The sequence below is a fragment of the Rhodococcus sp. OS5 genome (assembly GCF_056837585.1).
Window position 1 is genome coordinate 1,449,190 of sequence record NZ_CM166368.1, and the last position, 25,652, is coordinate 1,474,841.

The 25,652-nt window shown below is 61.8% G+C and carries 29 protein-coding genes; 16 read left to right on the plus strand and 13 right to left on the minus strand.

Annotated elements, in window-relative coordinates:
• The first annotated feature begins 311 nt into the window (after positions 1-311).
• From ACVZUB_RS06730 to ACVZUB_RS06750, 5 genes are all read left to right on the plus strand, one after another.
• A complete protein-coding gene (locus ACVZUB_RS06730) occupies positions 312-1,526 on the plus strand; it encodes an ABC transporter substrate-binding protein (protein ID WP_007726702.1) in 1,215 nt (404 codons plus the stop codon).
• Positions 1,523-2,380: a branched-chain amino acid ABC transporter permease gene (locus ACVZUB_RS06735; RefSeq protein WP_007726703.1), complete on the plus strand. Its 858-nt coding sequence runs from the start codon at positions 1,523-1,525 to the stop codon at positions 2,378-2,380. Before ACVZUB_RS06730 ends, ACVZUB_RS06735 begins: the two co-directional genes overlap by 4 nt.
• A 1-nt stretch (position 2,381) precedes the next feature.
• A complete protein-coding gene (locus ACVZUB_RS06740) occupies positions 2,382-4,232 on the plus strand; it encodes a branched-chain amino acid ABC transporter ATP-binding protein/permease (RefSeq protein ID WP_459682233.1) in 1,851 nt (616 codons plus the stop codon).
• A complete protein-coding gene (locus ACVZUB_RS06745) occupies positions 4,232-4,951 on the plus strand; it encodes an ABC transporter ATP-binding protein (RefSeq protein WP_003944438.1) in 720 nt (239 codons plus the stop codon). The genes ACVZUB_RS06740 and ACVZUB_RS06745 overlap by 1 nt, the downstream gene beginning before the upstream one ends.
• Before the next feature lie 132 nt (positions 4,952-5,083).
• Complete coding sequence (locus ACVZUB_RS06750; RefSeq protein WP_042452220.1) at positions 5,084-6,259, plus strand: NADH:flavin oxidoreductase; 1,176 nt, start codon at positions 5,084-5,086, stop codon at positions 6,257-6,259.
• Positions 6,260-6,350: 91 nt separating this feature from the next.
• On the opposite strand, the gene ACVZUB_RS06755 is transcribed toward ACVZUB_RS06750, so the two are convergent.
• Entirely contained in the window at positions 6,351-6,812 is a 462-nt protein-coding gene (locus tag ACVZUB_RS06755) for a hypothetical protein (RefSeq protein WP_311094499.1), read from the minus strand.
• 176 nt (positions 6,813-6,988) lie between these two features.
• Between ACVZUB_RS06755 and ACVZUB_RS06760 the strand changes: the two genes are divergently transcribed.
• Positions 6,989-7,648, plus strand: coding sequence for a response regulator (locus ACVZUB_RS06760; protein WP_007726710.1), 660 nt, complete (start codon positions 6,989-6,991; stop codon positions 7,646-7,648).
• Between the two features lie 7 nt (positions 7,649-7,655).
• On the opposite strand, the gene ACVZUB_RS06765 is transcribed toward ACVZUB_RS06760, so the two are convergent.
• A complete protein-coding gene (locus ACVZUB_RS06765) occupies positions 7,656-8,096 on the minus strand; it encodes a hypothetical protein (RefSeq protein WP_047269511.1) in 441 nt (146 codons plus the stop codon).
• Between the two features lie 327 nt (positions 8,097-8,423).
• Here ACVZUB_RS06765 and ACVZUB_RS06770 point away from each other — a divergent pair, with 327 nt between their 5' ends.
• From ACVZUB_RS06770 to ACVZUB_RS06785, 4 genes are all read left to right on the plus strand, one after another.
• Entirely contained in the window at positions 8,424-10,049 is a 1,626-nt protein-coding gene (locus tag ACVZUB_RS06770; RefSeq protein WP_007726712.1) for a flavin-containing monooxygenase, read from the plus strand.
• The gene (locus ACVZUB_RS06775) at positions 10,046-10,843 is read left to right on the plus strand and encodes a mycofactocin-coupled SDR family oxidoreductase (RefSeq protein ID WP_058038555.1); all 798 of its coding nucleotides are present in this window, start codon (positions 10,046-10,048) and stop codon (positions 10,841-10,843) included. The genes ACVZUB_RS06770 and ACVZUB_RS06775 overlap by 4 nt, the downstream gene beginning before the upstream one ends.
• 4 nt (positions 10,844-10,847) lie before the next feature.
• Entirely contained in the window at positions 10,848-11,678 is an 831-nt protein-coding gene (locus ACVZUB_RS06780) for a mycofactocin-coupled SDR family oxidoreductase (RefSeq protein ID WP_064074638.1), read from the plus strand.
• A gap of 99 nt (positions 11,679-11,777) precedes the next feature.
• On the plus strand, positions 11,778-12,080 hold the full coding sequence (locus ACVZUB_RS06785; RefSeq protein WP_007726715.1) for a hypothetical protein: 303 nt from the start codon (positions 11,778-11,780) through the stop codon (positions 12,078-12,080).
• 186 nt (positions 12,081-12,266) lie between these two features.
• Here the strand turns inward: ACVZUB_RS06785 and ACVZUB_RS06790 are convergent, their stop codons facing one another.
• Complete coding sequence (locus ACVZUB_RS06790) at positions 12,267-13,700, minus strand: FAD-dependent oxidoreductase (protein WP_482628257.1); 1,434 nt, start codon at positions 13,698-13,700, stop codon at positions 12,267-12,269.
• A gap of 412 nt (positions 13,701-14,112) precedes the next feature.
• Here ACVZUB_RS06790 and ACVZUB_RS06795 point away from each other — a divergent pair, with 412 nt between their 5' ends.
• Both ACVZUB_RS06795 and ACVZUB_RS06800 read left to right on the plus strand, forming a co-directional pair.
• Entirely contained in the window at positions 14,113-14,424 is a 312-nt protein-coding gene (locus ACVZUB_RS06795; RefSeq protein WP_228232503.1) for an STAS domain-containing protein, read from the plus strand.
• A gap of 236 nt (positions 14,425-14,660) precedes the next feature.
• Positions 14,661-15,932, plus strand: a complete 1,272-nt coding sequence (locus tag ACVZUB_RS06800) for an EAL domain-containing protein (RefSeq protein WP_080726745.1) — start codon at positions 14,661-14,663, stop codon at positions 15,930-15,932.
• A 57-nt stretch (positions 15,933-15,989) separates the two neighbouring features.
• Here ACVZUB_RS06800 and ACVZUB_RS06805 read toward each other — a convergent pair whose 3' ends face one another.
• On the minus strand, positions 15,990-16,232 hold the full coding sequence (locus ACVZUB_RS06805) for a hypothetical protein (RefSeq protein WP_042452212.1): 243 nt from the start codon (positions 16,230-16,232) through the stop codon (positions 15,990-15,992).
• Between the two features lie 72 nt (positions 16,233-16,304).
• A complete protein-coding gene (locus ACVZUB_RS06810) occupies positions 16,305-17,675 on the minus strand; it encodes a cytochrome P450 (RefSeq protein WP_482628258.1) in 1,371 nt (456 codons plus the stop codon).
• A 91-nt stretch (positions 17,676-17,766) separates the two neighbouring features.
• Between ACVZUB_RS06810 and ACVZUB_RS06815 the strand changes: the two genes are divergently transcribed.
• Entirely contained in the window at positions 17,767-18,387 is a 621-nt protein-coding gene (locus ACVZUB_RS06815) for a TetR/AcrR family transcriptional regulator (protein ID WP_039972697.1), read from the plus strand.
• Here the strand turns inward: ACVZUB_RS06815 and ACVZUB_RS06820 are convergent.
• Positions 18,365-19,042 carry a nucleoside/nucleotide kinase family protein gene (locus ACVZUB_RS06820; RefSeq protein WP_482628259.1) on the minus strand — a complete coding sequence of 226 codons (678 nt, stop codon included), beginning with the start codon at positions 19,040-19,042 and terminating at the stop codon, positions 18,365-18,367. The two genes, ACVZUB_RS06815 and ACVZUB_RS06820, sit on opposite strands and share 23 nt — an antisense overlap.
• Complete coding sequence (locus ACVZUB_RS06825) at positions 19,039-19,473, minus strand: nucleotidyltransferase domain-containing protein (RefSeq protein WP_037131485.1); 435 nt, start codon at positions 19,471-19,473, stop codon at positions 19,039-19,041. The genes ACVZUB_RS06820 and ACVZUB_RS06825 overlap by 4 nt, the downstream gene beginning before the upstream one ends.
• A gap of 92 nt (positions 19,474-19,565) precedes the next feature.
• Between ACVZUB_RS06825 and ACVZUB_RS06830 the strand changes: the two genes are divergently transcribed.
• Together ACVZUB_RS06830 and ACVZUB_RS06835 are read left to right on the plus strand one after the other, a co-directional pair.
• Positions 19,566-19,766 (plus strand): hypothetical protein, encoded by a 201-nt coding sequence (locus ACVZUB_RS06830; RefSeq protein WP_042924160.1) that lies wholly within the window; start codon positions 19,566-19,568, stop codon positions 19,764-19,766.
• Complete coding sequence (locus ACVZUB_RS06835; RefSeq protein ID WP_007726729.1) at positions 19,763-20,248, plus strand: flavodoxin family protein; 486 nt, start codon at positions 19,763-19,765, stop codon at positions 20,246-20,248. Before ACVZUB_RS06830 ends, ACVZUB_RS06835 begins: the two co-directional genes overlap by 4 nt.
• Here the strand turns inward: ACVZUB_RS06835 and ACVZUB_RS06840 are convergent.
• From ACVZUB_RS06840 to ACVZUB_RS06850, 3 genes are all read right to left on the minus strand, one after another.
• Entirely contained in the window at positions 20,221-20,466 is a 246-nt protein-coding gene (locus tag ACVZUB_RS06840) for a hypothetical protein (RefSeq protein ID WP_003944366.1), read from the minus strand. The genes ACVZUB_RS06835 and ACVZUB_RS06840 overlap by 28 nt on opposite strands.
• Positions 20,466-20,852 carry a nuclear transport factor 2 family protein gene (locus ACVZUB_RS06845; RefSeq protein ID WP_003944423.1) on the minus strand — a complete coding sequence of 129 codons (387 nt, stop codon included), beginning with the start codon at positions 20,850-20,852 and terminating at the stop codon, positions 20,466-20,468. Before ACVZUB_RS06845 ends, ACVZUB_RS06840 begins: the two co-directional genes overlap by 1 nt.
• A gap of 112 nt (positions 20,853-20,964) precedes the next feature.
• The gene (locus tag ACVZUB_RS06850) at positions 20,965-21,465 is read right to left on the minus strand and encodes a flavin reductase family protein (RefSeq protein ID WP_075832512.1); all 501 of its coding nucleotides are present in this window, start codon (positions 21,463-21,465) and stop codon (positions 20,965-20,967) included.
• 240 nt (positions 21,466-21,705) lie between these two features.
• Here ACVZUB_RS06850 and ACVZUB_RS06855 point away from each other — a divergent pair, with 240 nt between their 5' ends.
• Positions 21,706-22,407, plus strand: a complete 702-nt coding sequence (locus ACVZUB_RS06855) for a PadR family transcriptional regulator (RefSeq protein WP_003944324.1) — start codon at positions 21,706-21,708, stop codon at positions 22,405-22,407.
• Between the two features lies 1 nt (position 22,408).
• Here the strand turns inward: ACVZUB_RS06855 and ACVZUB_RS06860 are convergent, their stop codons facing one another.
• From ACVZUB_RS06860 to ACVZUB_RS06870, 3 genes are all read right to left on the minus strand, one after another.
• Complete coding sequence (locus ACVZUB_RS06860) at positions 22,409-23,191, minus strand: IclR family transcriptional regulator (protein WP_007726735.1); 783 nt, start codon at positions 23,189-23,191, stop codon at positions 22,409-22,411.
• 291 nt (positions 23,192-23,482) lie between these two features.
• Positions 23,483-24,394 carry a biphenyl-2,3-diol 1,2-dioxygenase gene (bphC, locus tag ACVZUB_RS06865; protein WP_007726736.1) on the minus strand — a complete coding sequence of 304 codons (912 nt, stop codon included), beginning with the start codon at positions 24,392-24,394 and terminating at the stop codon, positions 23,483-23,485.
• 39 nt (positions 24,395-24,433) lie between these two features.
• Positions 24,434-25,615: an acyl-CoA dehydrogenase family protein gene (locus tag ACVZUB_RS06870; RefSeq protein ID WP_003944352.1), complete on the minus strand. Its 1,182-nt coding sequence runs from the start codon at positions 25,613-25,615 to the stop codon at positions 24,434-24,436.
• Positions 25,616-25,652 lie beyond the last annotated feature (37 nt).

Sequence of the window (25,652 nt, forward strand, 5' to 3'; positions counted from 1 at the left end):
TCCACGCCCTGTCGGATTCATTTCGTCGAATCCGCCAGGGCGTGGAGCCGTTTCGGCGTTTCCACCCAGCGGGAAGAGATCTGTCGACGCCGCCTCAATGTGCATAGCGTCCGCTTCCATGACTCCACTTTTCAGCGTTTGACGTTATCCAGATCACATTCTATGCTCCATCCCAAGCAACTGCTTGCTAGATCATCAAGCGGGTGCTTGGTTGGCTGGTGCTCGAAATCAGGCACGTCCACCGGCCGATCATTCTTTCGTCAGGTATTCGCCTGACGTTCGGTGCATACATGTGTTCTAGGAGTGCAGACATGAATCGTCGGCCCATTCTTGTTGCGGCAGTTGCCGTGACGGCTCTGGCTCTTGCAGGGTGCAGTGGTTCTTCGGAGTCCGACGGAGGTGCGGACTCGCCCTACCGTGTGCTGCTGACCGGCGGGATCAGTGCACAGGGAGTCCTCGCGGCTAATTCGCAGACCTCGCTGCTCGCCACCAAGGCGGGCGTTCAGGTCCAGAACGAAGCCGGGGGGATCGGTGGCCGTCAGATCGAGCTCACTACGGTGGACGACGCGGGTGACGCAACCATCGCCGTCACCAAGCTGCGCGAAGCCATCAATTCGGGGAACAAGCCTGACCTCTACCTGAACTCGGGTCCGTCGTCGATCGCGGCTGCGGTTCTGCCGATCCTCAAGCAGAACAACATTCTCTCGATGAGCATGGCTCCCTCGCCCGATTCGACGGACCCCTCGAAGTTCCCGCTCAACTTCGATCTGGCTCCGGGTGCGACCGATACCGCTCGCGGAATTTCCGAGTACGCGAAGTCCAAGGGTTACAGCAGCGTCGGAGTCTTGCACGGCAGCACCGCTTACGGTGAGCTGTTCGGCGAAGAAATGACCAGTGCTTTGCAATCCGCAGGTCTGAAGGCCGCCGGTAACGAGGAGTACGACGCCGCCGCTTTGGACATGACGGCGCAGTTGCAGTCGCTCAAGAATTCGGGTGCCGCGGCAATCGCCTTGGATGCGTACGGCGCTCCTCTCGGATACGTGTTGCAAAGCCTCGAGCGACTCGGCTGGGACGTGCCGCTGGTCGGAAACACCTCGGTGTCTGCCACCAACCTGATCGCGAATGATCCGCCGGCCGGTGTGCTCGGCACCCCGCAGGTGAAGAACCTGGTGACGCAGGTGTTCAGCAGCACGGTGTTCGATCCGAACAACGCACTCGTCAACACGATGGTGGACACGATGGCTTCGCTGGGCTCCATCCCGTCGACGCTGATCCTCGCGGACAACTACGACGCTTTCCCCCTCGTCGCGGCGGCAGCGGAGAAAGTCGGCAGTTCGACCGATCCGAAGAAGCTCGCCGAAGCACTGGAAACCACTGAGGTCCAGGAGAATGCCAAGACCGCATTCCTCTCGCGCTACAACTTCAGCTCCGACAACCACGGCCCGAACCCGGACACCAGCGAGCTGAAGTTCATCAGTCCGACGAAGATCCTCAACGGTCAGTTCGGAAACCCGGCTGCGTCATGACCATTCTGTGGTCCGGGTTGGCGCTCGGCGCGGTCTACGTGCTGGTTGCCATCGGGTACAACATCGTTTTCGTTTCCTCCAACACATTCAACTTCGCTCAAGCTCAGCTGATGATGGTGGGCACCTTTGTCGCCTACACGGGTCTGGTGACCCTGAAACTCCCCGTTCTCGTGGTGGCCGTCATGGCTACCGTGACCGTGATGCTCCTCGCCTCGGTCGAGGAGATCGTCGCGATCAGACCGGTGGCCGATCACCAGAACCAGTTGGTCACGACGTTGGGTGTCGCAACTCTGCTCAACGGCGCCACTCAATTGATCTGGGGTAGTGAACCTCTCACGGTTCCGTTCTTCGGATCGAACGAACCGATCACCCTGCTCGGCGGCCGTACCTACCCGGTCGAGATCGCTCTGCTGGTTGCGGCGATCGCACTGGTCGTCGGGTTGAGTTACGTCTCGAAGAAAACGATGACGGGTCTGGCTCTGATCGGCATCTCCGAGGATCGTGAAGCGGCGATGCTGCGAGGAGTCAACGTACGACGGTTGGCACTGGGAGCGTTTGCCTTCTCGGGTGCCTTGGCCGGTGTCCTCGGACTCTTCGTCGGCCCCAAGACGTTTGCAGTTGCGACGTTGGGTGCAGCGTTGGCCCTCAAGGGATTCGTGGCGTTGGCGATCGGCGGGTTCGGCTCTCTGCCTGGCGCTTTGATCGGCGGTCTGACCGTCGGCCTGGTGGAATCGTTCACCGCCCTGTGGGCGGGAAGTCAGTACAGCAATATCGCCGTCTTCACGGTGCTGATCGTCATCTTGATGGTCAAACCGGCTGGACTGTTCGGCAATGTCCGAGAACGGGTGGTGTGAGATGGTAAGTGCGTGGCGGACTTTCCGTTCCCTACCGAGCTGGATCATCCCACTCGTCCTGGCCGTGGTGATCCTGCTGCTGCCCGTGATGGGACTCGACCTGTCGACATCACGTCAGATTCAATTGGCCTGCATCCTGGCACTTGTGGTCAGTGGCCTGAACTTGAGCCTCGGCTTTGCCGGTGAACTGGCACTCGGCCAGGCAGCGATGTACGCGGCCGGTGCCTACACCGCGGGTCTGATGTCCCAGGCAGGTCACACCGACATTCTGCTTCAGCTTGCTGCCTCCGGAGCAGTGGCACTGGCGGTCGGAATCCTGACCGGTGTTCCCGGTCTGCGCCTGGGCAACTGGTCCCTGGCGATGACGTCGTTCTTCCTGGTTCTGCTGGTACCGGACGTACTGGCGATCTTCGGTGGCAAGACCGGCGGCCGAAACGGCCTCACCGGTATGGAGCCGCCGACGTTCTTCGGTTCCGAACTCGACACCCAGCAGTACTACATGGTGGTCGTCGTCGTGACCGTGCTCTGGTTCGCGGTGATGCGTAACCTGGTGGTCTCGCGGCACGGCATCGCGTTCCGCACGCTCAAGCAGTCGCCGGTTCTGGCGTCGTCGCAGGGTGTATCGGTGTTCCGGATGAAGCTGCTCGGTTATGCCATCGGTGCGTTCCCCGCCGGTCTGGCGGGTGCGCTGTTCGCCAACACCGACCTGTTCATCTCGCCGGAAGCCTTCGGGTTCACCTTTGCCACAGCAGTTCTGGCGGCGTCGATCCTCGGCGGTGCGGCAAGTGTGTACGGCGCCGTGGTCGGTGCCGCGATCATGCAGCTCGGTCCCAACCAGTCGACGGCGTTCCAGGAGTATTCGCTGATCTTCTACGGCGGCTTCCTGATCGTCGGCGGTGTGCTTCTCTCCGGGGGTTTGACCAAGGTCGGGCGAGCGATCGTCTCGAAACTTGATCGCAAGGCCGGCCTGGGCGTAGTCACTGCAAAGGAAAACAGCGGTGGGACACCGGAACTGGCGCCGATCAACGGAGCACGGTTGGCGGTCGACGGAGTGTCCAAAGCGTTCGGTGGCAACCAGGCGCTCAATGCGGCAACCCTGACCGCAGAGGCCGGTAAGGTCACCGCGTTGATCGGGCCCAACGGTTCGGGTAAGACGACCATGCTCAACATGATCTGCGGCTTCTACACCGCAGATGCGGGCGTGATCACGATCGGTGACACGGTGGTCTCGCAGTCGTCGCCGCACAAGGTGGCGCGCGTGGGTGTGGCGCGCACGTTCCAAACTCCGACGATTCCGGAAAACATCACGGTTCTGGAAGCTGTTGCATCCGGACGTTATTCGGTGCACCGAGCGTCGATGGCGTCGGCTGTGCTTCGCCTGCCCAGCTTCCGCAGGATCGCGAAGGCCGACATCGTCGAGGCCGAGCGTGTCCTCGAACTCGTGGGGATGTCGCACTTGCGCAACGAGATCGCGACGTCGCTGCCCCTGGGGATGCGTCGCATGCTCGAGGTTGCTCGCGCCGTCATCGCCGAACCGAGGGTCGTCCTCTTCGACGAGGTGGCATCCGGACTCGACGAGGACGAACTCGAACGCCTGGCAGATCTGATCCGGGTACTGCGAGATGCCGGGGCGACAGTGGTGTTGGTGGAGCACAACTTCCGCCTCGTCCTCTCGCTGGCCGACGAGATAGTCGTGCTGGCGCAAGGGCAGGTGATCGCCACCGGCGATGCGGCAACCATCGAACATCACCCACGCGTGTTGAGCGAGTACCTCGGAGTCAAGTCCGGTGACGAAGAAGCACTTCTCGAAGAAATCGGCGCGGTAGACCATCAGACCAGTGAGGTGAAGTGATGGAACCGATTCTGAAGGTCCGAAACTTGCAGACCGGGTACGGCGATCTGCGCGTCGTCTGGGATGTCTCGTTCGACGTCTATCCCGGTCAGGTGACCGCCCTGCTCGGACGCAACGGCGCAGGCAAGACGAGCACGCTCCGTGCCCTGTCCGGCCTCAACAAGGTGGCCTCCGGAACCGTCGAGATGGACGGCGCCGACATCACCGGAGTCCCCGCGCACAAACGGGTACGACAGGGGATGGCGTACGTGCAGGAGGGCAAGCGGGTCTTCCACAAGCAGACCGTCGAGCAGAACCTCCTGCTGGGCGGGTACACCCGCAAGGCAAAGCGCGGCGAGCTTATGGAATCCGTCGAATCGATGTACGAGATGTTCCCGATCCTGGGGGAGAAGCGTTCGCTTCCCGCCGGTTCCATGTCGGGCGGTCAGCAGCAGATGCTCGCGATCGGCGCAGCGCTGATGGCGCAGCCTAGGTTGCTCCTTCTCGACGAACCTTCGGGCGGTCTCGCTCCCGTGATCGTCGGTGAGGTGATGGACCGCGTCCAACAACTCAAGGAAACCGGCCTGGCTGTTCTACTGGTCGAGCAGGCAGTCGAGGCCGCGATGAGCGTCGCCGATCATGTCACGGTCCTCGACATCGGCAAGGTGGTTCTCGACGCCGATGCCAAGGACATCGACGACCTGGCAGTGCTCAAGGATGCGTACTTCGGACGCGTCTGAACGGCAATGACGACTTCAGCCCGGCCTCCTCGGCCGGGCTGAAGCCGTTTCCCGCTCCGTGGCACGGGCCCTAGCCGGCTCGGGGCCATCGATCTACCGTCCTGCAAACAACTCCCGCGAGAGGCAAACTCGATGACCACTGCTCCCGACGTGCTCGCCCCGGCGAAGCTCGGCCCGGTGACCCTTCGAAATCGAATCATCAAGTCCGCGACATTCGAAGGCAAAACTCCCGACGCCCTGGTCACCGACGAGCTGATCGAGTTCCATCGTCGCCCAGCCGCCGGCGGAGTCGGGATGTCCACCGTCGCGTATTGCGCCGTCGCACCGGAAGGGCGCACCGAATACGGCCAGCTCTGGATGCGGCCCGATGCCCTCCCCGGGCTTCGGCGGCTCACCGATGCCATTCACGCCGAAGGTGCTGCTGCGTCGGCGCAGCTCGGCCATGCCGGTCCCGTGGCGAATCAGAAGTCGACCGGACTGCCCGCGCTGGCACCGTCGAGTTCGTTCAATCCGTTGAGCATGAGGATGATTCGCACTGCCACGACAGCGGACATCACCAGAATTGCGGCCGCGCACGGGAGCGCTGCGCGACTTGCCGTCGAGGCAGGATTCGACGCCGTCGAGATCCACTTCGGTCACAACTATTTCGCGAGCTCGTTCCTGAGCCCGAAACTCAACCGTCGTAAGGACTCCTACGGCGGATCGCTGGAGAACCGGGCTCGCGTCGTACTCGAAACTGCACGCAGTGTGCGCGATGCCGTCGGTGACAAGATCGCGATCTTGGCCAAGCTGAACATGGACGACGGTGTGCCAGGCGGATTCTGGGTGGACGAAGCAATCCAGGTGGCGCAGTGGCTCGAAGCATCCGGAAGCGTCGACGCGCTCGAGTTGACGATGGGCAGTTCACTGCTCAACCCGATGTACCTGTTCAAGGGCGATGCGCCGATCCGCGAGTTCGCCGCCGCGATGCCGCAACCTGTTCGACTCGGTGTGCAGTTGGTGGGGAAGAGCATGTTGCATACCTATCCGTACAAGCCGTTGTTCATGCTGGAAGAGGCTCGGCAGATTCGTGCTGCGGTGAAGTTGCCGCTCGTGCTGCTCGGGGGTGTCACGGACAAAGCGGGCATGGATACCGCAATGGCGGAAGGGTTCGAGTTCGTCGCCATGGCACGGGCGCTGCTCAGAGAACCAGATCTGATCAATCGGATCGCGGCCGAATCCGATACCCAATCACTGTGCATCCACTGCAACAAGTGCATGCCCACGATCTTCAGTGGCGCCCGCTGCGTGTTGGTCGAACGCGTCTGAGCTGGTCAGCGCACACCACGTCCCGACATCCATGCGGATACCGGGTCGTGGGCCGTAGCGGATCAAGTTCGTGGTCGCATCAACGCTTGGTTCAGTTCTGCGTGAAGACGTCGAAGGAGGCGTTCATCGTGGGGTAGCCGGTGGCCATGTAGTCGGTGAGGATGACGTGCGTCGGGTCGCCGATGATGCGAGTCCCGTCGAGGGTGGGGTTGCCGGCGTAGTTGTTGGCAGCCATGACCGTCTGGACGCCGTCGGCGACGTTGTAGGTGACGTCGACACCGATACCGCGGGGATCGCTGCTGTAGGCGGTGACGATCTCGGTGGTGTGCGGGGCCAGGTAGGAGCGGGGGCCGTTGATCCACTGTCCGTAGGGGTTGGACGCGCTGTCCAGCAGCATCGGGTTGTCGGTGTTGTTGGTGATGGTCATGGCAACCGTCGGGCCGTCGGTGGGCATGGTGCCGGCGTTGGCGATCGCTGCGGTTCCCAGTGCGGTTCCGCCGACAGCGAGGGCGATTGCGGTGACTGCTACGAAGCGAGTGGTGTTGGTACGCATGATGTCTGCTCCTGGGATGGTGTGTGGTTGCCGTTCTCGGCGATGAATCAATCTTGTCGCGAATGAGTGCTGCAGTATGTCCGCCGACGGGGCCGTGGCGGGGTTGAATCTCTTGTCCCCCGATCGGGGGAGGCGTAAGTGCTCGCATTGCTGGTACGGGCGTGAGAAAGTGAGCAATGCGCGAAGGCACGAAGCCGCTGGCCGGCAAGGTTTCCGTGGTAGTCGGCGACGATCACCCACTGTTCCGTGAGGGCGTGGTTCGGGCTCTGACCGGCAGTGACAGCATCGACGTCCTGGGCGAGGCCGACGACGGCGCAGCAGCGCTCGCAATGATCCGCGAACTACGCCCGCAGGTCGCGCTGCTCGACTTCCGGATGCCGCACCTGGATGGAACTCAGGTCGCCGCCGCAGTCGTTCGAGACGAGCTTCCGACGCGTGTGCTTCTGCTCAGCGCTCACGACGAATCGTCTGTCGTGTACCAGGCCCTGCAAGCCGGTGCTGCCGGATTCCTGCCGAAGGAATCCACTCGCGCCGAGATCGTGAGTGCCGTGCTCGACTGTGCTGCGGGACGAGATGTGTTGCCGCCCAGTATCGCCGCCGGATTGGTAGGAGAGGTTCGGCGTCGTAGTGAACCGTCCGGTCCGACGCTCAGCGCGCGCGAACGCGAGGTTCTCGGATTGATCGCGCAGGGCGCCAGCATCCCGGCCATTGCCTCACAACTCTTTCTTGCGCCCTCCACCGTCAAAACCCACGTGCAGCGCCTCTACGAGAAACTCGGAGTCAACGATCGAGGCGCCGCCGTCGCCGCTGCAATGCGGCAGGGATTGTTGGAGTGAGCAAGCGTCACCGAAGCACGTACGTGACGTTCATGGCCGGGTAACCCGAGGTCATCGTCACCGTGACGTCGTGGCTGTCGGGGGCGTACGTACCTCCGGCATCCGCCCTGGTCTTCGAGTTGGTAGCACTGAAGACAAACACCCCACCGTCGTCGGAGCGGTACGTGAGCACGATGGGGAAGTCGTTCTGGTTCTTGCTCGTGGCCACAACGTTCACGTTCATGTTGGGGAGGATGTAGTCCGCCGGCGGGACGACCCAGTCGCCGTTCGGGTTGGATGCGTCGACCAGATACAGGGCCCCGCGACCCGAATTGCTGATCATCGCCGTCGTGACGGATGTGTCGGTCATCGACTTCACCGTGTTCGCACCGGCGGAGCGGGCAACCAGAGCTGCCATGCTGAGGCCGGAGAAGGAAAGTGCTTCAGGTCGAATTGTGTTGGTGCTCATCATGTTCTCCTCGATTTGTCGGTCTTGGTGACCGTGTGTTTCTGTGATGAGACAACTATGGCCCCGAAATCCCTTCGGGTCTGTCCACCTACGGGTCCGAGTGCTGGACGACATCGCTGTCCCCCGATCGGTGGACACAGCGCTCTCCGCCCACCCAGTGTCATGGGGTGGAGGCTTCGCCCACCCAGTGTCATGGGGTGGAGGCTTCGCCCACCCAGTGTCATGGGGTGGAGGCTTCGCCCACCCAGCGTCATGGGGTGGAGGCTCCGCCCACCCAGCGGGAGAACCTGTTCCTCTACCATTCAACCCACTCGTAGCGTGGCCACCATGACCGATCCTGACTTCTCCACCGCACCACTCGACGTCGTAGTCATCGGCGCCGGCGTCGCCGGCATGTACGCCATGCACCGACTTCGCGAGCAGGGACTGCGTGTCCACGGCTTCGAGGCGGGCTCCGGAGTGGGCGGCACGTGGTACTTCAACCGCTACCCGGGCGCACGCTGCGATGTCGAGAGTTTCGACTACTCCTACTCGTTCTCCGAAGAGTTGCAACAGGATTGGGACTGGAGCGAGAAGTACGCCGCGCAACCGGAGATCCTGTCCTACCTCGATCACGTCGCCGATCGCTTCGACCTACGCAGTGGGTTCACTTTCGATACCCGTGTCCTGAGCGCACAGTTCGACGAGGACTCGTCGACGTGGCGAGTGCACACCGACGGTGGTCATGACGTCACCTCGCGGTTCGTGGTGTGCGCCACGGGCAGCCTCTCGACCGCGAACGTTCCGAACATTGCAGGTCGCGAGACTTTCGGCGGTGAGGTCTTCCACACCGGCTTCTGGCCGCACGAGGGCGTCGATTTCACCGGCAAGCGAGTGGGAGTGATCGGCACCGGATCGTCGGGCATCCAGTCCGTTCCGTTGATCGCCGAGCAGGCCGATCACCTCTTCGTGTTCCAGCGGTCCGCGAATTACAGTGTGCCGGCGGGAAACACGCCTCTCGATGACAAACGACGCGCAGAGATCAAGGCCGACTACGCCGAGCGTCGAGCGCTGTCCAAGCGCAGTGGCGGTGGATCTCCGTTCGTTTCGGATCCTCGCAGCGCGCTCGAGGTATCCGAGGCCGAGAGAAACGCGGCCTACGAAGAGCGGTGGAAGCTCGGCGGTGTCCTGTTCGCCAAAACCTTCGCCGACCAGACCAGCAACATCGACGCCAACGCGACGGCGGCCGCATTTGCCGAGGCCAAGATCAGATCGGTGGTCGAAGATCAGGCCATCGCCGACCTGCTGATCCCGAACGACCACCCCATCGGGACCAAGCGGATCGTGACGGACACCGACTACTACCAGAGCTACAACCGTGACAACGTGAGCCTGGTCGATCTCAAGAGCGCACCGATCGAGGCAATCGACGAGGCCGGGATCAAGACGACCGACTCGCACTACGAACTCGACGCATTGGTGTTCGCCACCGGCTTCGATGCGATGACCGGGGCACTCGATCGCATCGAGATCCGTGGCCGCAACGGCGAGACCTTGCGAGAGAACTGGCATGCGGGTCCGAGAACCTATCTTGGTTTGGGAGTTCACGGCTTCCCGAACCTGTTCATCGTCACCGGGCCGGGCAGCCCGAGTGTGCTGTCCAACATGATTCTCGCTGCCGAACAGCACGTCGACTGGATCGCCGACGCGATCAACCACCTCGATTCGGCGGGCATCGACACCATCGAGCCGAGTGCCGAAGCCGTGGACAACTGGCTCGAGGAGTGCTCACGCCGGGCGTCGGCAACATTGTTCCCATCCGCGAACTCCTGGTACATGGGAGCCAACATCCCGGGAAAGCCGAGGATATTCATGCCCTTCATCGGAGGCTTCGGTGTCTACTCCGACATCTGTGCAGACGTGGCAGCAGCGGGATACCGAGGCTTCGAGCTGAACAGCGCGGTGCACGCATGAGCCGGCTGGAGGGCAAGCGGGTACTCGTGACGGGTGCGGCCGGCGGAATGGGACGCTCACACTGTGAGCGGCTCGCCGAGGAAGGCGCGTCCGTGATCGCGTTGGATGTCGAACAGGCGCAATCGGGGTTGGCGGAAACCGCTCAGGCAGTGCGTGATCGAGGCGGTGTCGCGGTCACCGGTGTGGCGGATATTCGGGACTTCGACGGTCTGGCCGCCGTCGTGGCCGAGTGCGTTACCGAACTCGGCGGGTTGGACGTCGTGGTCGCGAATGCAGGCGTCTACGACACGCCGGGACCGTCGTGGACCATCGATCCTGCAGTGTGGAACCGCTCGCTGGACGTCAATCTGACCGGGGCGTGGCACACCGTCAAGGCCTGCGTTCCGCACTTCGGCGACGGTGGATCCGTCGTTCTGGTCAGCTCGACAGCGGGAATCAAAGGTATTGCCGGAGCAAGTCATTACAGCGCAGCCAAGCATGCCGTGGTGGGCCTGGCCAGAACGCTGGCCAACGAGTTGGGGGCGCAGAGTATCCGCGTCAACTCCGTGCATCCGGGTTCGGTACGTACCCCGATGATCATCAACGAGCGAGTGTTCGCGAACCTGTGCCCGGACATCGAGAATCCCACCGAAGCAGACGCTGCTGCAGTGCTCAGCGCTCGCAACTTGCTGCCCGTTCCCTGGGTCGATCCGGTGGACGTCAGTAATGCGGTCCTGTTCCTCGCATCCGCGGAGTCCCGCTACATGACCGGCTGTCAGTTGGTTGTCGACGCCGGCCTGACCCAGAAAGTGTGAATTGATGACTTCTCGATTGGAAGGCAAGATCGCGCTGATCACGGGTGCGGCACGAGGAATCGGGCGGGCTCAGGCCGTGCGTTTTGCCGAAGAGGGCGCGGACATCATCGCGGTCGACGTGTGCACCTCGGTGGAAACCACAGTCACGCCGCCCGCGACGGAGGCCGATCTCGATGAGACAGTGGCGCAGATCCGGGCGCTGGGGCGAAAGGTCGAATCTGCGGTAGTGGACGTTCGGGATCTCGAGGCACTACGCAGTGCCGTGGACTCGGCCGTCGGAACGCTCGGTGGTCTCGACATCGTCTGCGCTACAGCTGGTATCACGTCCTCCGACGGGGCCCTGACCATGTCGGAAACGATGTGGCAGACCATGCTGGACGTCAATCTGACCGGCGTGTGGCACACCACGACCGTCGCGGCTCCGCACTTGATCGCGCGGGGCGGGGGATCGATGACACTCACAAGCTCCATCGCCGGACTTCGGGGGCTGGTCGGAGTCGCGCACTACACCGCAGCCAAGCATGGAGTCGTTGGTCTGATGCGTTCGCTGGCAAAGGAACTGGCTCCGCACAACGTACGCGTCAATACGGTCCATCCCACCAACGTCGACACCCTCATGATTCAAAATTCGTTGGTGCGCGGCAAGTTCCGCCCCGATCTCGAGAACCCGACGCGCGAAGAATTTGCTGCCGCAGCGATGACGATGAACATGCTCGCCATTCCGTGGATCGAACCGGTGGACGTAGCGAACGCTGCTCTGTTCCTGTCTTCCGACGAGGCTCGCTACATCACGTCGGTCGCCCTGCCGGTGGATGCAGGAAGTTCGTCCCGCTGAGGTTTCGAACAGCTGAAATCTTGAACAGCTGAGGTTTTGACACGCTGAGTTCCGCCACGGTGTGTAGCGTCGGTTTCACCTAACCGAAAGGCGTACACCGTGGCGGAACGGCGCTATCTGGAAGTCACCGTCGGGACCAACATCGTGATGGTCCTCGACCACCGCACGGTGGAGGTCTTCGACCGCACCGCCGCGAGCACGAGCGAAGTGGCTCGTTGGCATGTCGAACACATTGCGGTGAAGGCGAAACCGTCGAAGTCGGGACTGAAACTCACCATCGGGAACAGACTCGCCGACGACTCGATCGCGGTAGCAGGTCCACGGGCATCGCTGACCGTTCCGCCGGAGAACGAGGCAGCCGTCATCGCGTTCTTCGACGAGGTCAAGGCTGCTCGGGTGTGAATCGCCAGAAGATCTTCGGCGCGGATGATTCGGTTTCTCTAGTCGAGCACGTCGTACGCTGCCACGATAGCGTCCCGGCACGAATCCCGGTTTCATCCGGCGCAGAGGATTCATCTGCGTGACGATCGACCACAACTGACCAGCCACGTAATCGTGCGTGGCTAGTCAGTCGAAAGGCCGGCGATATCATGCTTTACGCGCGGCGGCATGGGCCCCGGCGACACGGCCGAATGCGAAGGCGTCGGCAATGTGGAATCCGCCGTCCTTCGCCGCGCTGTAGGTGGAACTGACCGCGCCCGCGGCGTAGAGGCCAGGAATTGGTTTGCGGGCAGTATCGAGTACGCGGGAATGACCGTCGCGGCGCGGCCCACCGCTACTCCATCCCAGCAGTGGCGACCCGGAGACGGCGTAGAACGGAGCGGTAGCCACCGGGGCCAAAGTTTCGGGATTGCGGCCGAACGAATGGTCGATGCCGTCCGCGCACGCCTCGTTGTAGCGTCGCACGCTCGTTTCCACGACTGTTGGGTCCAGTCCGAGTTTCTCGGCGAGTTCGGCGAGCGTGTCCGCCTTTAGGATCCATCCCTTGTCGATCTCGGCTTGATTGTCCGAGCTCCACTCGTACCCTTCGTCGAGAACCCTGTGGCCGACGGGCAGTGCGTCGCGGCCGGGGCTCAGCTGTCCGGCCAACCTCATCGTCTCGTCGAAGACGACGTTCATCGGTTGCACCGGAAAGTGTTGGTAAGAACCCTCTCTGAACACATGACCATGCCGCATTTCGGCTGACTCGTCGGTGAAGCGTCTACCTTCCCGGCTGAGGAACACATAGTTGTGCGCGTTCCACAGTGCGAGGAAGAATCCAGTCGGATTTTCGAGGTCGCCGGGAATTCCCGTAATGGTCATCATGTTGTTCATGTGCCACAGATCGGCGCCCACGGCCTGTGCCATGCGGTGACCGTCGCCGGTTGCCGATGGTGAGCCCCAGATCTTCGGATTCTCCAGACGCAAGTAGTCGCGCACCATCGTCGGATTTGCTTCGAATCCTCCGGTGGCAAGGATGACGCCCCGGCGTGCCTGGATCTGCGAAGTCTTTTCACCCGAACGGATCTCGACTCCGGTCACCGCTCCGGATTCATCCGTCAGCAGTCCGGTGGCTTCGGTGTCGAATAGTGTTGTGACGCCGCGTTCAGCGAGAGCGGAGACGAGGAACCGGTAGAGAAGTTCATTGCCCATCTTCCCTTCGACGGTGTCCATCCCTGCGTAACAAGAACTTCCGTCAAGTTCGGCGAACTCTGCCGTGGAATGGAAATCGCCGGTCATCGCTACAGTTGCACCCAGACTGCGGATCCAGTCGGACAGTCCGTGAGTGTTCTCGGCCCAGGCATCGATGACGTCCTCGGCAACGGGGAACTCCCCGTTCAACGAACGCAGGAAGGTTCGGGCGGCAGCGGGGTCCTGGTTGACGAACCATCCACTGCCGGACAGTCGAGTGTTGCCGCCCGCGGAATCAGGTCCGCTCTTTTCCAGAATCACGACCGATGCGCCGTCGGCGTGCGCTTGGAGCGCTGCGGCCGATCCGGCAGCTCCCGATCCGATGACGAGTACGTCGACAATGTTATCCATGTCACAGAAGGTATTGCGGAATGGTGGTGCGGCGAACCCACCTTCCCGATGAGCGAGAAAGCCAGTGGTCGACGCCGCAGAGACGTCGCCCCGGGGGCCAGGCGAGGTAGCGGTTCAGTGCGTCAGGGGTGGCGCCAAAAGTGCGATATCGCGCTGTGACGTTTTCGAGACCCTAGCGTTATAGATGTGGTTGTGTCGGCGAAACCTGCCGGTGGCAGAGTTCGTCTGGAACGCAGTGACCGACACGGTTGGTTATCCGACGCACAGTGATTCATCGCTGATTCGGGCGGTGGGGCACGCCGAGTCCAGACAAGAGGCTTTCATGACTACGATCAACGAACGTTCTTCAGCTGCAAATGTTCTCGATCTCTTTGACAGCGCCGGCCGAGAAGGGCATCGGTACAGTATCGACGTGGAAAGCTACACCCCTTCGTATGCGGTACTGAGACTTGCCGGAGAATTGGACATGGGTCAGCGGGTGGAATTGGTGCACGCGCTCGACCGACTTCTCCTGGTCGGAACCGATATTCACGTCGATCTCTCCGGCGTGACCTTCATGTCGTCCGGAGTGGCGAATGCCGTTGTCGATGCTGCGGGGCGTGGCAACAACCGCATTCGCTTGTTTGCCCCGACGCGAGCGGTCTCCATGATCTTTCAGGCTCTCGGCGCCTCCGAACTCATTGCGGGCGATGCCACGTCGACCGCTGATGCTCTCGGTGCTTGAGCCGGAAACAACTGCCACGAACGATGTGAAGTGAGCAGTGCTCGATACGCGTTGACTTGGTATCTGGTCTGATCTGCGTGTCGATGTGCACTTTGCGGCGCGGGATCAGGTTGTCGTCACCGGGTTGCGCCGAGATTTGCGGTAGTCTCGTTCGGTGTCGAGCAGCCGGCGCTGCCATCGACGCGTCCGGCCGCATGAACGCTTGGTGGTCCCGACTCGTAGTGAAGAGCCACACCATGGCGTATGACACCAGCAACGGTTCGACATCGTCGAATTCTCCGATCACCCAGTTCTCCGATGTGATTGGTCTGGAAGTAAGCATGCAGTTCGCACCGATACGCCGCCTCGACGACCACGCACTTGCAGGCGCCGAGTTGCAATTGCGTGGGCCTGACAATTCCTCTCTGTGTTCGGCGCATGCCCTCCGTCGCGCCTCGCAGTTGATGCAGCAACGCTCGGAATTCGACAGTCACAAACTGGCCATGTCCCGTACTGCACTCGCATGCACCGTCGCGGATCGCCTGCCGTTGCTGGTGGCAGTCGACTCGGCTTCCCGAGCAGCTCTGAACGCTCCTGGTATCGAAGGAGCGACGAGAAATCTGCAACGGATCGTCATCACGGTTGACAGCGCATCGGTGCTTACCGATCCCCACAACTCTCTGGCAGTGATCAGAGAAGCCCGCGCGGGCGGGCGTCTGATTGCACTCGACGGTGTCGGCATCGACAGGCACTCGGCGACACTTCTGTCTTTGGTCGAACCCGACATCATTATCACTTCCGCTGAATTGCTTTCCAAGGCAGCATATTTCGAAGTGGGAACGACGGTGCACGCGCTCGGCGCCTACGTCGAGCGATCGAACGCGATTATCCTTGCCGAGGGTGTCGACTCGGAATCGTCCCGTCTTGCCGCAATCACCATCGGAGCCACATACGGAACGGGTGAGTTGTATCCCGCAGTCGACGATCCGAGTTCACTGTTGTCCGAACCGGTCGTCGCGATGCCCGACAGTCCGGTGTGGAGTGATCCCATCCCCGAGGTGGGCACTCCCTACTCGATCGTGTCTGCTCACAGCCGGATCCGGCGCGGTACCAAGCGTCTGTTGATCCAACTGAGCAAGTCCCTCGAAGCGCAAGCCGCCACATCGGGTTCCTCGATGCTTGTTCTGGGCACCTTTCAACAAGCCGAGCATTTCACCGCATCCACAACAGCACGGTGGCGTCACCTCGCCGATACCGTAGGGTTTGCCGGTGTCTACGGTGTCGGACTGTCCGTGATGCTCGACGGTAAAGTTCAACACGCACCGCTCGACCCGGGTGATGATCTCGTCAACGAGTGGACGGTCGTCACTCTGGGACCACACCATGCGGCGATGCTGTCGGCGCGAGATCTTCATGACAACGGTCCAGATCTCGAGCGGACCTTCGACTTCGTGCAAACCTACGATCGCACCACCGTCACCCAGGCAGCGCACTCTATTCTTCGTCGTTACCCCAAGACGAATTCGTGAACCCCGTACCGATGTTCTCGACGTTCGCCGCGAGCGCTGCCCGACCGGCGATCGTGGCTAAGGAGTGGCCGGGCGCCGCGCAGCACGTCTCTTTGCTGCAGAGTTGAGTAGATACCTTTCGGCGACCGTGTAGTCCGTGACGGTTGCGCCATCCGGCGCTGTGGTGTGGGTGAGCAGTTCGAGATAGCGGCGACGGAAGACATGGGCGTCGGATTCTGCGAGTAGGAACTCCGCCGCTGCGACGACCTCTGGTTTCGGAGCAGCGCGTGCATGCCGGTTTCGGGCGGGCCGAGTGCTCATGTTTTCCTCTGGATTTCGAAAGCGTCTGTGCCGGTAGTCATGTGCGAGTCGATCTTGACGTCGGTTCGGTCGCTACCGGTCATGAGAAGTCGTGAGTGGTTTCAGATCGATCGGTTGTCCGTCGGAGGGGAACGGCAAGGACATGTAGTTGAGAGGGGCGGTGTAGCCGGGCGCGACCTGCCAATCGAAGCGTGTGAGCAGGTGGTGCATGATCGCTTTGATTTCGACGCCGGCGAAGTGCATGCCGAGGCATTTGTGCACGCCTCCACCGAACGGTTCCCAGGCATACCGGTGCACCTTGTCTTCACGTCGGTGGTCCGCGAAACGTTCGGGATCGAAACGTTCGGGGTCGGGCCAGTACTGCGGCATGTGGTGAGTGAAATGTGGCACCACTGACACGTAGGTCCCAGCGGGTACGAAGTGGTCCTGTATCTGGGTGTCACACACCGCTCGGCGAGCCATGACCGGCACGGGAGCGACGAGTCGGAGGCATTCTTTCATCACCAGGTCCAAGCCGGCGAGTTGGTCGAGTTCGGCATAGCTCGGCGTCGACGTACTCAGTGCGAGTGATTCCGCCCGACATCTGTTCTGCCACTGAGGATTCTGGCCGAGATATTGCATCATTGTCGAGATGGTGATGGTGGAGGTGTCATGTGCGGCCATCAGCAGGAAGATCATGTGATCGATCACCTCGCCGTCGCTGAAGCGCTGTCCGGTGTCTGATTCGATGTGACAGAGAACGGAAAACAGGTCGTCGGTTTCGCGTGAACGGCGCGCAGGTAGGTAGCGGCGGAAGAAGTTTTCGAGGGTTCGGCGCCCGTCGAGGCCGCGCTTCCATCTGGTGCCGGGAACTCGATAACGGATCACCGAGGTTGCAGCTTGCACGCAATCGACGAAAGCTTTTTTCACAGAGTCGATTTCGTTGTCAGTGGTCCCTTCCGCGCCGCCCATGAAGATGTCGGTCGCGAGGTTGAGTGTGAGAGCTTTGAGAGCGGTGTAGGCGCGGAAGCCATCGGACGGAGTCCAGGCGTCGAGCGCGGAGGCGATCGCGGGATTCAGCACGTCCACGGTCTTTTCGAGACGCGATCTCGTGAAGGCTTGTTGCATGATGCGTCGTTGTCGTAGGTGCTCTTCGGAGTCGAGAAGCATCAGACCCCCGTGAAAGAAGGGACCGATGAGCACTGACCACCCGTCGCTGTTGACAAAAGCGCGGTCCTTGTTCTGGAGAACTTCTTGGCATGCGTCGGGTCCGAGGGCTGCGACCCACCGTCTACCGGCCATCGAGAACCACGAGACCTCGCCGTAACGATCCCAGCGTTTTTGCATCAGAGCTAGAGGGTCGCGGATGTATTCGAAAGTTTGCCCTATTCCGGGTAGTCCCGAATTGCCTGAGATGGGACGCAACTGCGACCGGATGGGTGGAGCGGCCAGGATTTTCGACATCACGTACCTGCCTTCCGTTTGCATCTGACAGTGGCGCCTGTCAGATGGGGGTAGTCTGCGTCACAGTCGCGTTGTCTGTCAAGATCGACTCATGGCTTCTCCCACACCCCGTCGATATGCCGGTCTGAGTGGTGAGCAGCGGGCCGCGCTTCGGCGTGAAAGCTTGCTCGCAGCAGGACTGGACGTGTTTGCAGCCGCGGGCAGGCAGGGTGCCACCATGACCGCCATCTGTGCGCATGCCAAGCTGACAGAGCGATATTTCTACGAGAGTTTCACCAGCAGGGACGAACTCCTCCAGCAGGTTTTCGACGGAATCGTCGACGAGGTGCGCGTGGCCGGAATGGCTGCACTCCGAACGACCGATGGGACACGGGAGGAGCGCGTGCGGAGCGCCATTGCTTCGTTCGTCAACATCCTGACGGACGATCCTCGAAAAGGGCGTGTCGCGATGGTCGAGTCGGTGGCTTACGAGCCGCTGCGCACTCACAGGCGGGGAGCGCTGCGTGGGTTCGCGCAGATGGTGGCCGACGAGGCTGCGCTCTTGTACGGCGATCGAGCTTGGCCTCCCCATCAGGGTGAGATCAACGGATTACTGTTCGTGGGCGGCCTGGCCGAATTGGTGACGGCCTGGCTCAACGGCGAAATCGACATCACGCCCGCTGAGATCGTGGATGCCGCAACCTTCCAATTCACATCCACAGCGCACCGATGAAACGCGGGGCCGGCGATGCGGACTGCCAACTCCAGTGGGCGGCATGTGTCGTGATTCGAGGCAGTTTCGGGTCTGAATTGTCGATGACACTGTCCGCGCGGGTCCAGGGCTCTGCAGCCGCGAAGTACAGACGTTGGCCGCCGACATAACGGTTCATCGACGGGTGTTCCGGATCCGCGTTCGTTCCGTCGCGAAGGTTCATTCGCTCGGCGGTGATCTCGAAGGACACGTCGAGAAAGATCGAATAGTCCCATCGGGAAGCAAATTCGTCCCGATGCATAAAGAGTCCCTCGACGAGGACCACGGCTCCGTCGGCTGCATGCAAGTACGCGTCGCTGTCCCGTCGTGGTCGGTACTCGCGGTCACCTCCCGGTCTCAGAGGGGCGAGAACATGACGCTCGAGGGCGTCGTAGTCGTAGCTGTCGAGCCAGAAGCCTTCCGGTGACAGCCGACCTCTGCGATGGCGAATCTCCGGCGGATTGAGGAAGTCGTCGACGTGAATCACAATGGCGGGGCGTTCATTCAGCTGTGCTGCAAGACTTTTCGTGAATGTCGTCTTGCCGCTCCCGTCGACGCCGTCGATCGCGACGACGGGAGAGCCGCGCAGCGCGTTTATTTCGGCGGCCAAGGTCTCGAAGACCGTCTTGGTGCTCATCGAGCAGTTCTTCCCGCGCTCGTAGCGACGCGAAGAGGCCCGGTGTCGTACAGGATTCGGTGGCCGTCTTCGAGGACGCGTCGAGTGCCCGCGTCGAGCGGAAGGTCGGCCCAGCTCTCGCTCGCGAAATTCAGTTCGACGAGAAGACCGGACCGTAGGCGGAAGCGTCGTTCTCGGACTGGCCCCCAGTTGGCGGCTCTGATGAATCGCGCGTCGGGGCGGAGCCGGTCGAACCAGTCTTCATTTGCGAGCGCGTTCGCGTCGTCGGCCAGGATCATCAGATCAAGATCACTCGCCATACGCTCCGCGCCGCGCGCGTAGGACCCGACCAGCGCTACAGCTTTGACGTCATCGTGCTCAGCGGCCCATCGTTCGACGTCGACGAGCAGCGCGTTCACCGCACGTCTTCGTCCCTTCAACCTTGCTGACATACCGGCATCATTCCCCATCGCCACCCTTCTCCGTAGCTTCGCCGGGGCCTCTATCCTGGAACTGTCAGTGACAAGCCAGGGGAGGGGTGCGTATGTCCAAGGAAGTATCGGCGGGTCTGGCTGTTGGTGCGATGGTTCTTGTTGCAGGCTTGATCTGGACTGGATTTCCCCTCGACATGTATTCGATTGTCGCCGTGATCTTTGCAATGTGCGGTGGATTCATCACTTGGATCTACGTACGCGCAAATGAAGAGAGCACCGGAGACGCTGCGACGGAAGAAAGAAGTCAATGAAGACGATCATCGTGTGTACCTCTGTCTCCCATGGCAATACGAAGCTGATCGCCGACGTCATCGGAGAAGTTCTCGATGCTCGCGTGGTCGAGCCCGGTGACATCGACGCCGCGCAGCTCGCCGACTACGACCTCGTGGGGTTCGGCTCCGGCATCTACCTACGCTCGTACCACGCAGATTTACGCTCGTTCGTCGAGGCACTCCCCGAAGAACGGCGATCCAAGGCTTTTGTCTTCGCCACCAGTGGTTTTCCTGACAAGGGGATTCATCGCTTCTCGCGTCCACTGGTTCAGTTGCTCGAACAGAAGGGCTTCGATGTGGTCGCAGCCTTCTCGTCCCGTGCGTGGGATACCTATCTCCCGTTCAAGCCGTTCGGCGGTATCCGGAAGGGGCGGCCGAACGCCGACGACCTGGAATCGGCGCGCATGTTCGCCGAAATGCTACGCGGAAGCGTTCAGGACAGCTTGCCCGGCACCGGGTAGCTGCGCAGGCTCATCTCCAGCTCACCGGCGTCGGCAAGGTCGTTGATCGTCTGGCGCAGAGCGCCACACGTCCGTTGAGCGTTGGCACGGCTGTTCACGCGACCCAACTCCGGGCACACTTCCTGCGACTCTTCGAGCCATTGGACGCTGGTGTGCGCTTCGCTGTACTTCTCGACGAGGACGCGATTTCCGCAGTTGCGGCAACTGACCTGACGCATCAGCGTGCAATCAGATCGGCCGGTGACCAGAAGGCGCGCATGCTCGTGATCTTGGCGTCCTCGTCGAAAGTCATGACGTCGATCGGTTCGACCTCGTAGACCTGATCGCCCACCGGTGTGACGACGCGGAAGTGGAAGGCCGCGCTGGATCCGCTCACCCGCAAGGTAAGCAGTTCCGTCTCTTGCGAACCGCCCTCGAGAGCGCCGTAGAACTCGGTGATCGCGGCCTTGCCGACGCGGGGTTCGCTGCCGACCGGGTCTTCGAGCGTCGCGTTCTCGGCGTAGAGGGCGGCGATGTCCGCTGACGATCCGCGAGCCACGGCGTCGAGGTAGGTGGTAACCGTCGCCGTGATCGCGGCCGTGGTGTCTGGTTCGAGAGTGGTCATCGAGTTAGTCCGATCAGTCGAGAAGTTCAGGGTCTGACAACTACTTCGGACGCTATCGGTGCGGGCTCGATTCGGCGCCGGCATCTCCCACGCAGCGGGACAGCCTGAGCACTCAGGCGTCGAAGCGTCCGAACCCGCCGCGGTAGAACAGAAGCGGACCGTCGTGGCGCAGCACGTTCAGATCGGTGATGCGTGCGACGACGATGGTGTGATCACCGGCGTCGTGCTCCTGCTCGACCGTTGCTTCGATGCGGGCGAGCGCGCCGCTCAGCGCCGGAGCACCGTTGCCGGCGGCATCCCAATCGACGCCGAGGAACTTGTCCGTCCCGCCGCGAGCGAACGCCGAACACATGTCCTGCTGATCGTGGGCGAGAACATTGATGCAGAGAGTTCCCGTTTCGCGAAGCTTCGGCCAACTTGTCGACGTCTTCGCCGGGCAGAACGAGAGCAACGGGGGATCAAGCGATACCGAGACCAGGGACTGGCAGGTGAAACCGAGGGGTGAATTTCCGTCGTGAGCGGTGATGACGGTGACGCCGGTGCAGAAATTGCTCATCACGTTGCGAAGTGTGCGTCCGTCCAGAACTGGCGGCTCGGCGTTTTCCACGGTCATGTCGTCTCCTTGTTCAAATCTTTTGTTCAAAACTCTGCAAACAGCTTCAGAAGCAACGATGTGTGGCGCCGCGGCCGTAATCCAGCGGCAGTCCCACTCAATGGCAGCAATGGCTTCTCGGCACGGGTCAGGACCGACCGAGTGGCAGGTGGTGGGGTTTCGAGCAAATTTGATCCCGCTCAGCGGTCCGTTCGGATTCTACGAAACCAGCAAATGACCAGTGATTGTTAGACTTCGGGCATGTCCGAACCTGATGACGTGTCCCGAGGACTTCCCGCTACCAGCTGGGCAGTGCTCGGGATGCTGACGTTCGGGGAGGAGCTGACCGGAAACGATTTGAAGAAGTGGGCTGACTGGAGTGTCGGCTTCTTCTATTGGAGCCCGTCCATCAGCCAGGTGTACGCAGAACTGAAGAAGCTCGAAAGCATCGGGTTCGTGGAGTCCCGGGTCGTCTCCGAACCAGGGGTGCGAGGCAAGCGCCTTTACTCCATTACTCAGTCAGGAACCGACGCCGTCCGGACGTGGTCACGGGAGGCACCGGTGGAAGTTCCGGTGCTCAAGCACGGTGTGATGTTGCGTCTGTGGATGGGACACCTCAACGAGCCCGAGCGACTGAAGGCGCTGGTGGAAGCCCACATCGCCAATGTCGAAGAGCAGATTCGACGCGCGAAACTCCACGCAGATCATGCCGAGAACGAGCCGGCCTGGTCGTTCCCGGTCATGACGTTGCGATGGTCGGAACGGTACTTCCGAGCCGAGATCGAACTTGCTCGCGAACTGCTCGACGACATCGATCGTGCGACCGCCGAGTTCGCGAACGTCGCCGAGCACGACCGACTGGGATCACCGTTGCCCTCGACGCCTGGCAAATGGAAGAACGTCGAGGAGTACGTGTTGGCGCTCGAGCAAGCCGGGCTCACCGGCAACGGTTCGAGTATCTGAGTCAGGCCCCGGCTGCGGTCGGCATGTTGCGCAGCAGATGACGACGTTGCAAAGTCGGAGTGACGCTCAGCGATCCGCCGTCGATGCCTCGCCAAATGGCAGCGGCCGCCATACGGACCGGCGCTGCGCTGACGTGGTCGAGGCGGAGGGCCTTCGACGGCGCGCAGATGGATACCGCGGCGACGGCGCGGCCGATGGGGCCGATCGGTGCCGCAAGACAGCTGAATCCCGGTAGGCCGTTTCCGGATTCGAAGGCCACCCCGGACTCGCGGATTCTGGCGAGGTGGGGCAGTGCGTAGCCCGAGGACTTCGGCGAACCGAACGCGAGCAGTGCCTGACCGATCGCAGTGGTCTCGGCGCGGCGTCGACCACCGACACGCGTCGGCACTGCGGCGGCGAGGCGTCCGCCGATCTTCTCCATGTAGACCACATCGGGCCCGTCGAGGATGCCGAGGTGAACCACGAATCCGGTGACTCGGTAGAGCTCATGGAGAAGGGGCATGGCTGCAGCGTGGAGGCGGTCCTGATGAACCGCGAGCGATCCCAGTTCGACGAGGCGCATACCGAGTTCGTAGTCACGGCCGTCGCGACGCAGCCAACGCATCGAGACAAGACGTTCGAGCATGCGGTGGGCAGACGAGCGGGGAAGGCCCGTGCTCCGAACGACTTGAGCGAGCGTCAACCTGCCGGGACCGTCGAAGGCGTCGAGAACCAGCGAGACGCGATCGAGAATTGCTGTCGGGGCCGAATCGGCGCCTAAAGCATCCACAGCCTGCAGTGTCATCGTGTACCTCACTTCTCTTAGAGCTCCACAACCAGTGAACTGGCTATTTCAATTAGAAATAGTGTCATAGAGTTACGGATTTGTGAAGTGGATCACCGGTCTGTTTTCGGGCGCGTCGCGGGTGGAAACGACGAGGGGGTTTGCGCGAATGCTCGCGCAAACCCCCTCGTCGTTTAACTACTGGCAGGTATTACATCGCCACCGGCAGGTATTGATCGCCACCGGCAGGTATTGATCGCCACCGGCAGGTATTGATCGCCACCGGCAGGTATTGATCGCCACCGGCGGGTACTACATAGCTGCCAGTGGTTCGCTTCCGGACCAGTCGTGGCCCCAGTAGCTGTCAGCGGTGATCTCCTCGGAGGAGTACGAGTCCTGATCCACCCTCGCGCCCTCGGTGCCGAACTCGATGTCCCAGCCGCCGGGTGCGCGGACGTAGAAGGAGATCATCTTGTCGTTGGTGTGACGACCCAGGGTCGACGACACGGAGAATCCGTCCTTCATCACGCGGTCGAGTGCCTGGCCGACGGCGTCGAGGGTGTCCACCTCGACCATGATGTGAATCAGGCCGGGTGCGCCGCCGTGCGGTGCCGGGCACAGGGCCAAGCTGTGGTGACGCTCGTTGACGCCCATGAAACGGATTCGCAGCGGCCCGAATTCAGGCGGGGCCGGCAGGCGGAAGGCGCCGCGCGGGTAGAAGCCGAGCACCTCGGTGTAGAAGTCGAAGCTCGCAGCACTGTCCATGACGGGGAGTACGACGTGGCCGAGACCCTGTGAGCCGGTGACGAATCGAGCGCCGAAGGGCGTCACCACGGGGCTGTGGTCGAGGATCGCTCCGTGGAAGACCTCGATGGCTGCTCCGCCGGGATCGGTGAAGGCGATGACCTCTTCGACCCGTCGAGCATCTGCTTCGGCGAGCGAAAGCTGCTCGACCTCGGTGCCGTTCTTTTCGAGTGCTTCTTGAACGCGGCGCAGTGCGGCGTGGTCGGCGACCTCCCAACCGATGTTGACGATCTCGTCGCGCTCACCCTCGACGACGACGATGCGAGCAGCACGCTCGTCGAGTCGTAGGTAGAGCGCGTTCTCGTCCGGCCCACTGCCCTTGGCGAAGCCGAGAACGTCGAAAGCGAAAGTGCGCCAACGTGCCATGTCGTTGGTCGAGATCTTGACGTAGCCAAGTCCCTTGATGTCAGTGCGTGTCATCGTGTCTTTTTCCTGTCGATTTCTTGTGTCGAAGTCTGATCAGATCATCGCCCGCAGCGGACCCTGCGGGTCTGCGCCGAGACGGCTCAGTGATGCGGCGTGGAAAACGGTGCTCGGCACGTGAATTGCGTGATGCTGTCCAGCATGAGCATCGCGCCAGAATCGCTGAAGCGGCTTGTCCATCCGCAATGCGTTGCCACCGCAGCGTGGGTAGACCTGATCGATTGCGTTGACGGCGCGCCAGGCGGCCTGTACCTGAGTCTGACGTCCCTCCGCGCGCTGCTCGAAGGTCACTTCCTTGCCAGCGTCCACTCGATCCCACATGCGGTCGACGTTGGCAAGCAGGGTGTCGCGCGCAGCCCGGATGTCGGCGGTTGCCTGACCGATGGCGAACAAGGTGTACGGGTCGTCCTTGATCGCCGTGCCCTGCGCGTTGATGCGATCGGCTTGGTACTCGTTGGCGTGGAAGAGCATTCCCTCGCAGATGCCAATCGTGGCGGCGGTGATTCCGAGGGGGAAAATGTTCGACCACGGCATGAGGTACAGCGTCTCGGTGCGCCCGTACTTGCGCACTGCCGTGCCGTCGATGACCTCGTCGCAGTCCATGACGCGGTAATCGGGGACATACGCATCCTTGACTACGAGATCCTTGGAGCCGGTGCCGCGAAGTCCCATGACATCCCACGAGTCTTCAATGATCTCGTAGTCGGTGCGCGGAATGATCACATGGAGCATGCGCGGCGGCATCTCCATGTTGCCGTCCTTGTCACACGCCATCGCGCCGAGGAATGCCCAGTCGCAATGGTCGGTACCGGAGGAGAACTGCCAGCGACCGGAGAACTTGTAGCCGCCGTCGGTGGGGATACACATTCCGCCGGGCATGTACGGCGATGCCATCCAGGTGTCGGGATCGGATCCCCAGATCTCCTGCTGCACCTTGGGATCCGCGAACGCGAGTTGCCACGGGTGAACTCCGACGATCCCGTGGACCCAGCCGGCCGACGGGTTCAGTGAAGCCATCCGCATGACGGTTTCGGCGAATTCGCGCGGATGCGCCTCCATGCCGCCATGTTCCTTGGGCTGCAGCATGCGGATGGAACCGATTGCCTTCATCTTCTTGGCGGTGTCGTCGGCCACCCGGCCGATCCGCTCGGCCTCGATGCCTTCGGCGAAGATGTCGTCGGCCATCGCGTTGATCTGTTCGAGCACTTCGTACGTCATGTTGTTCCTTGCATCCAGTCTGGTTGTCTCAGCAGTG

Coding starts and splice junctions, on each gene's coding strand:
- ACVZUB_RS06755 (WP_311094499.1), bottom strand. CDS start 6,812: ATGCGTACCAACACCACTCGCTTCGTAGCAGTCACCGCAATCGCCCTC.
- ACVZUB_RS06805 (WP_042452212.1), bottom strand. CDS start 16,232: ATGAGCACTCGGCCCGCCCGAAACCGGCATGCACGCGCTGCTCCGAAA.
- ACVZUB_RS06855 (WP_003944324.1), top strand. CDS start 21,706: ATGTCCGAACCTGATGACGTGTCCCGAGGACTTCCCGCTACCAGCTGG.
- ACVZUB_RS06820 (WP_482628259.1), bottom strand. CDS start 19,042: ATGAGCACCAAGACGGTCTTCGAGACCTTGGCCGCCGAAATAAACGCG.
- ACVZUB_RS06810 (WP_482628258.1), bottom strand. CDS start 17,675: ATGTCGAAAATCCTGGCCGCTCCACCCATCCGGTCGCAGTTGCGTCCC.
- ACVZUB_RS06830 (WP_042924160.1), top strand. CDS start 19,566: ATGTCCAAGGAAGTATCGGCGGGTCTGGCTGTTGGTGCGATGGTTCTT.
- ACVZUB_RS06745 (WP_003944438.1), top strand. CDS start 4,232: ATGGAACCGATTCTGAAGGTCCGAAACTTGCAGACCGGGTACGGCGAT.
- ACVZUB_RS06760 (WP_007726710.1), top strand. CDS start 6,989: ATGCGCGAAGGCACGAAGCCGCTGGCCGGCAAGGTTTCCGTGGTAGTC.
- ACVZUB_RS06780 (WP_064074638.1), top strand. CDS start 10,848: ATGACTTCTCGATTGGAAGGCAAGATCGCGCTGATCACGGGTGCGGCA.
- ACVZUB_RS06815 (WP_039972697.1), top strand. CDS start 17,767: ATGGCTTCTCCCACACCCCGTCGATATGCCGGTCTGAGTGGTGAGCAG.
- ACVZUB_RS06735 (WP_007726703.1), top strand. CDS start 1,523: ATGACCATTCTGTGGTCCGGGTTGGCGCTCGGCGCGGTCTACGTGCTG.
- ACVZUB_RS06840 (WP_003944366.1), bottom strand. CDS start 20,466: ATGCGTCAGGTCAGTTGCCGCAACTGCGGAAATCGCGTCCTCGTCGAG.
- ACVZUB_RS06845 (WP_003944423.1), bottom strand. CDS start 20,852: ATGACCACTCTCGAACCAGACACCACGGCCGCGATCACGGCGACGGTT.
- bphC (WP_007726736.1), bottom strand. CDS start 24,394: ATGACACGCACTGACATCAAGGGACTTGGCTACGTCAAGATCTCGACC.
- ACVZUB_RS06790 (WP_482628257.1), bottom strand. CDS start 13,700: ATGGATAACATTGTCGACGTACTCGTCATCGGATCGGGAGCTGCCGGA.
- ACVZUB_RS06850 (WP_075832512.1), bottom strand. CDS start 21,465: ATGACCGTGGAAAACGCCGAGCCGCCAGTTCTGGACGGACGCACACTT.
- ACVZUB_RS06730 (WP_007726702.1), top strand. CDS start 312: ATGAATCGTCGGCCCATTCTTGTTGCGGCAGTTGCCGTGACGGCTCTG.
- ACVZUB_RS06750 (WP_042452220.1), top strand. CDS start 5,084: ATGACCACTGCTCCCGACGTGCTCGCCCCGGCGAAGCTCGGCCCGGTG.
- ACVZUB_RS06765 (WP_047269511.1), bottom strand. CDS start 8,096: ATGAGCACCAACACAATTCGACCTGAAGCACTTTCCTTCTCCGGCCTC.
- ACVZUB_RS06870 (WP_003944352.1), bottom strand. CDS start 25,615: ATGACGTACGAAGTGCTCGAACAGATCAACGCGATGGCCGACGACATC.
- ACVZUB_RS06800 (WP_080726745.1), top strand. CDS start 14,661: ATGGCGTATGACACCAGCAACGGTTCGACATCGTCGAATTCTCCGATC.
- ACVZUB_RS06775 (WP_058038555.1), top strand. CDS start 10,046: ATGAGCCGGCTGGAGGGCAAGCGGGTACTCGTGACGGGTGCGGCCGGC.
- ACVZUB_RS06860 (WP_007726735.1), bottom strand. CDS start 23,191: ATGACACTGCAGGCTGTGGATGCTTTAGGCGCCGATTCGGCCCCGACA.
- ACVZUB_RS06740 (WP_459682233.1), top strand. CDS start 2,382: ATGGTAAGTGCGTGGCGGACTTTCCGTTCCCTACCGAGCTGGATCATC.
- ACVZUB_RS06835 (WP_007726729.1), top strand. CDS start 19,763: ATGAAGACGATCATCGTGTGTACCTCTGTCTCCCATGGCAATACGAAG.
- ACVZUB_RS06770 (WP_007726712.1), top strand. CDS start 8,424: ATGACCGATCCTGACTTCTCCACCGCACCACTCGACGTCGTAGTCATC.
- ACVZUB_RS06825 (WP_037131485.1), bottom strand. CDS start 19,473: ATGTCAGCAAGGTTGAAGGGACGAAGACGTGCGGTGAACGCGCTGCTC.